Annotated in this window: 1 pseudogene; it reads left to right on the top strand. The window is 58.6% G+C overall.

Annotation, left to right across the window (positions count from 1 at the left end):
- A pseudogene (locus tag BGO89_05895) lies at positions 1-4475 on the top strand (hypothetical protein).

The raw sequence follows: 4475 nt of genomic DNA, 5'->3' as shown, positions 1-4475 counted from the left end.
ACGACTATTCACGACGACGACAAGCACGACGACGGTGCGGAGCATACGATGAAGAACATCCAGCGCATGACGACGATTCTCGCAATGGCCTTCGTTGGCCTGGTATCCTTGATGTTGCCGTCAGGAATTGCAGCACAAACGGTATCGCCAAGCTCAACGTTCATGACGGAGATGGAGAAGGCATCCGACCTGTACGACAACCGTGGGTATCAGAAGGACAAGGCCATCAATGCCGACGGCAAGATCATGGTGTCGAAGACGAACGGTAATCTCCAGTACCGCTACGATCTGTCGTCATACTCGGCCCAGGGCTTCCCCGTCACGTTTTCGCTGAACTACAACCAGAATGCATCCTATACGAGTTTCCGGGCGTACAATGGTACGTCGAACACATGGGAGCAGATGAAACAGAACCGTCCGGCATGGATTCTCGGTGTGAACGGCTTCGCTGTCCAGGCGCTGACATCGACCAAGCGCCCCCTCCTGGCGCCGGAGATGCGAACGAATATGGGATCGTATACGAGTGCCGCGTTCGTCGACGAGGATGTTATCTGGATGCTCGATGGTTACGATTACTGCAACCGGATGAACGACATCTCGAGGCTTCCATCGGGACAGAGTGCGTACGTCGACGTCATCCGCCTCCTGCGTGAAGACGGCTCCGTGATGGAGCTCTACCATGTGGAGAATCAGACCTGTGATGTTGGCTCGCCGACGATCGCGGCACGCGTGACGGGTACCTACATCAGCGCCAGCGCCAACTCGAGCGCCTATGCCATCGTAACGACGGATGTCGGTCTGCTGAGTCCGGCAGTGCGTGCGGAGCTCATCATGCGTTATGCATCGGAGGCCAACATTCCTGCCGACCGCCTGCCGCGTCGCGTGGAATACTATCCTGGCGATGGCCTGACCTACGTCTTCCGCGAGTGGACGACACCGTATGGTATCGAACCATATCAGGACAACATCGAAGTCGTCGACGCCGTCTCGGGTCATGCCGGTGGTGAAACGGCGGGACCGACGATCTTCTATCTCGTCTCCATCCTCCACAACAACACCAATCTTGTCGACTTCGATTACGACTCGCACATCATCGGTGGTACGTCGTATGTGGCCACCAACCAGCTCCGTCAACGCGGCCATGCCAGGTTGAAGGGCTTCGACAGCCATACGCTGACGTGGGGACTGAACGATCTCACGATCGACGCCATCGGCAAGCGGACGGTGATCGAGTTCAACGATGCCATCTACGGCGGCAAGGTAGAGTCATGGGTCAAGAACCTCAAATGTGCACCGCCGCTTGTGAACGAAGGACTGTGGATCGATCCGTCGCAATACGTGAGCTGGACCGGTCTCGTGACCCGTATCATCGATCCCGTGGGCAGGACGACGACGTTCGGATACGATGAAACGACGAGGGAGATCCAGAAGAGCGAGTACCCCTTCAAGAAGATCAACGGCAACTACGGTGCCTGTCCGAACGTGGACGTTTCCTGTGCCGTCCTGACGCTGAAGTCGAAGCGCATGAGAGAAGTGAAGGAACTGGACGTGAAGTACGGTTTGACGTGGGCCCACGAGCCGGCGACGACGACACAGGTTCTCGCCAGTCCCATTCCCGCACCCGGAACGGAAATGGACATCGTCAACGGAACGCTGAGTCAGATCGTCCAGGACCTCAAGAAGTACGACGTCGAGACCAATACGCACCTGACGACGGAGAGCTACGTCGTCAACGTTCATGAGCCGACGGATCCCGCCAAGCGGAGTTTCAAGTCGGGCGTTACCTATACGGACGTCGTCGGTGCGCGTACCAGGATCGAGCGCATGACGACGGAAGTCATCAGTCTTGGCCGTGCGAGCGCGGGCTGGCCGAAGGTGTCGCATTCGGACGTAACGACGCACGAGATGGAAGCCGAAGGCATCATCGAGCGGACGATCACGGGCTACATCGAAGTACCCGCATGGGTGTCGGGTCCCCACTCGAACATCCGACTGCCCGGCAGCGTCGAGAAGACGACGATCGTCGGCGCCACGACGCTCCCGCGTACGCGTCAGGAATTCACCTACACGGTCGGCACCACACCGATTCTTCCCTATATCGGAGGATGCTCGGTGAGTACTGGTGACGTTCACAATGATGTCGTGAAGATGTTCGGTCATGCCCTGGAGAAGAAGACGGAGCTTCTGAAGGTATGGAAGAGCGGGGCGTGGACGCAGGACCTGAAGACGGTGACCGAATTCCAGCATGTGGCACGTCGTGTGGATACGGTCCTCATCCGCTACTGGGACAAGCATGCGAGCTATGCCGCCTTCCTGAACTACGTCAGTACACGGAATCCGGCCTGGACGCAGGAACGTGCTACGGAAGAATGGAACATGACCAACGACGACTCTCCATGGATCGTACTCTGGCCTACGCCGCTCACGACGATCTTCACCACGCCGCCCCTCTTCAATCTGACGAAGGCCGTCGAACTGCAGGACCCGAACAATGGCAATGCCATCCTGAAGCGGGTCGAAACGGACTATGATGTGACGAGTCACCGGACCGTGGGTACGGGTGAGCGTCCTAACCTTTCTTATGGAAAGCAGACGGTACAGCGGGTCTATGGCGCGGGCCTGACGAACGCCATCACGACGACGGTGGCCTACGCTCCGTCGGATAGTTGGACGATCGGCGACGGAGCGCTACCGGAATCGGTGACGGACGGTATTGGTGCTATCACGAAGTTCAACTATCAGCCACTCGACAACTCATGGCCGTCGGCACTTGGCGTATCGAATACCGGCATCGTCTCGGCGAAGATCCTGTACAACGATCACGTCGGTGCCGGGACGCCGACCAACATCTCTCTGCGTAGCCTCGGTACGGCGATGTACGAAAAGCCGTCGGTCACCGAACGCCGCGTGCGCAAGTATCTCACCGGCGGGGGCTCGCTGCAGACGAAGTCGCTCGCGTCCTTCCAGACGTATACGCACTACGGTCTTCCGCAGGACGTGATCGACGAGAACGGCTTCCTCTCGCGCTTCCGCTACGATGGTATCGGACGCCTGCAGTACGCATGGCTTCCCGGCGACTTCCCGACGGTGCCACCTACGACGTACGACTGGCACGCCTATGATGTACTGGATAACGTCCGGACCTACGAGGCCAACGGTTATGCCGCGATGGCCGGTTCACCATCGCGTGAAGTGACGTGCATCGGAGACTGTGCTGCCGGTGTCGATAACGCGATGTCGTATCAGTACTGGCCTCAGATGACGATCGGCCGACGCCTTGCCGAGCAGCGTCCACCATGTCCCTGCTCACAGTCGACGCCGATGATGGGCCGCATGGATCATGGCGATGACGGCAAAGGTGGAGACGAGATGCAGTACATCCGTCAACCCCTGCCGTCGACTACGGAGACGAAGGTCTACTACTATCAGGCCGTCAATGCAGCGTATGATGCGGACTTCGTCTTCAATCGTTGGGATCATCTCACCGTATCGAGCGCTTCGATCAAGGCATCCATCGCCAAGGTGACGGGGTCGTGCGTGGCCTTCACCGTGACGGTCACGGCTACCGGAGTAACGACGGTCGGCAGGAACTACATCCTGAACTGCTATCCCGTGCCGGATATCACGACCGTGCCGACGAATCAGTTCGCGGGTCTCGTCAGCAGCAACGCCGACGTCGATATCGACCTCGCCTCCATCATCAACAGCATCAAGTACAACAGCGCGTTGTCGACGGCCGATCCGTTCAAGATCCACGTGAAGATCGAAGTGGATGAAGGCTCACTCGGCACCGTCGAATTCAGCCGAGTCTGGATGGATCTCGGCGGCAGCTTCCGCACCTGGGGTCAGAGCGCGGAACGCGATTTCACGCTCGCCTTCAAGCACACCGATGCCGGTACGACGCGCTCCGTCGTCAGCCTGGCCAAGATCGATGACCGGGCCACGACGGCGTATCCGACACTGGCATATGGATCGCTTACGATGGAATCACGTCATGCCAAGGCTTTGTCCGTCCTTACCTACGACGACCTCGTCAAGGAACAGCGCTGGAACTACGGCCCGCTGGTGCAGAACATCCTGCCGCTGACGACGACGACGCATGGCTCGGTGTCGACGTCGTCGTACTTCGGCGACGGCCTTGTGAAGAAAACCGTCGATCCTCAAAGCCATGAAGTGACGAATACCTACGACGATCTCGGTCGTCCGGAACAGGCTCTGACGTCGGCGGTGAACTACAAGTGGACGACTCCGATCTACAACGTTTCGTCGGTTCAGACCGGTAGCGAAACGCTGAAGACGACGACGACCTATACGATCGCGAACCCGTCCACCCTTGGCTTCCCCACGAGCATCGAACAAGCCTTCAACGGCTATTGCCGCTATGTCGTCACGAAGACCGGCCAGCTTGCCGGGCAGACGCCGAAGACGACGGCCCAGTTCTTCGACGCACGGGACAGGGTCGTGTTATCGGTCGA

This window comes from Candidatus Kapaibacterium thiocyanatum (assembly GCA_001899175.1).
Taxonomy (GTDB): Bacteria; Bacteroidota; Ignavibacteria; order Kapaibacteriales; family Kapaibacteriaceae; genus Kapaibacterium; species Kapaibacterium thiocyanatum.
The sequence above is the reverse complement of the archived record's forward strand: the minus strand, read 5'-3'. Positions and strand labels throughout refer to the sequence as shown.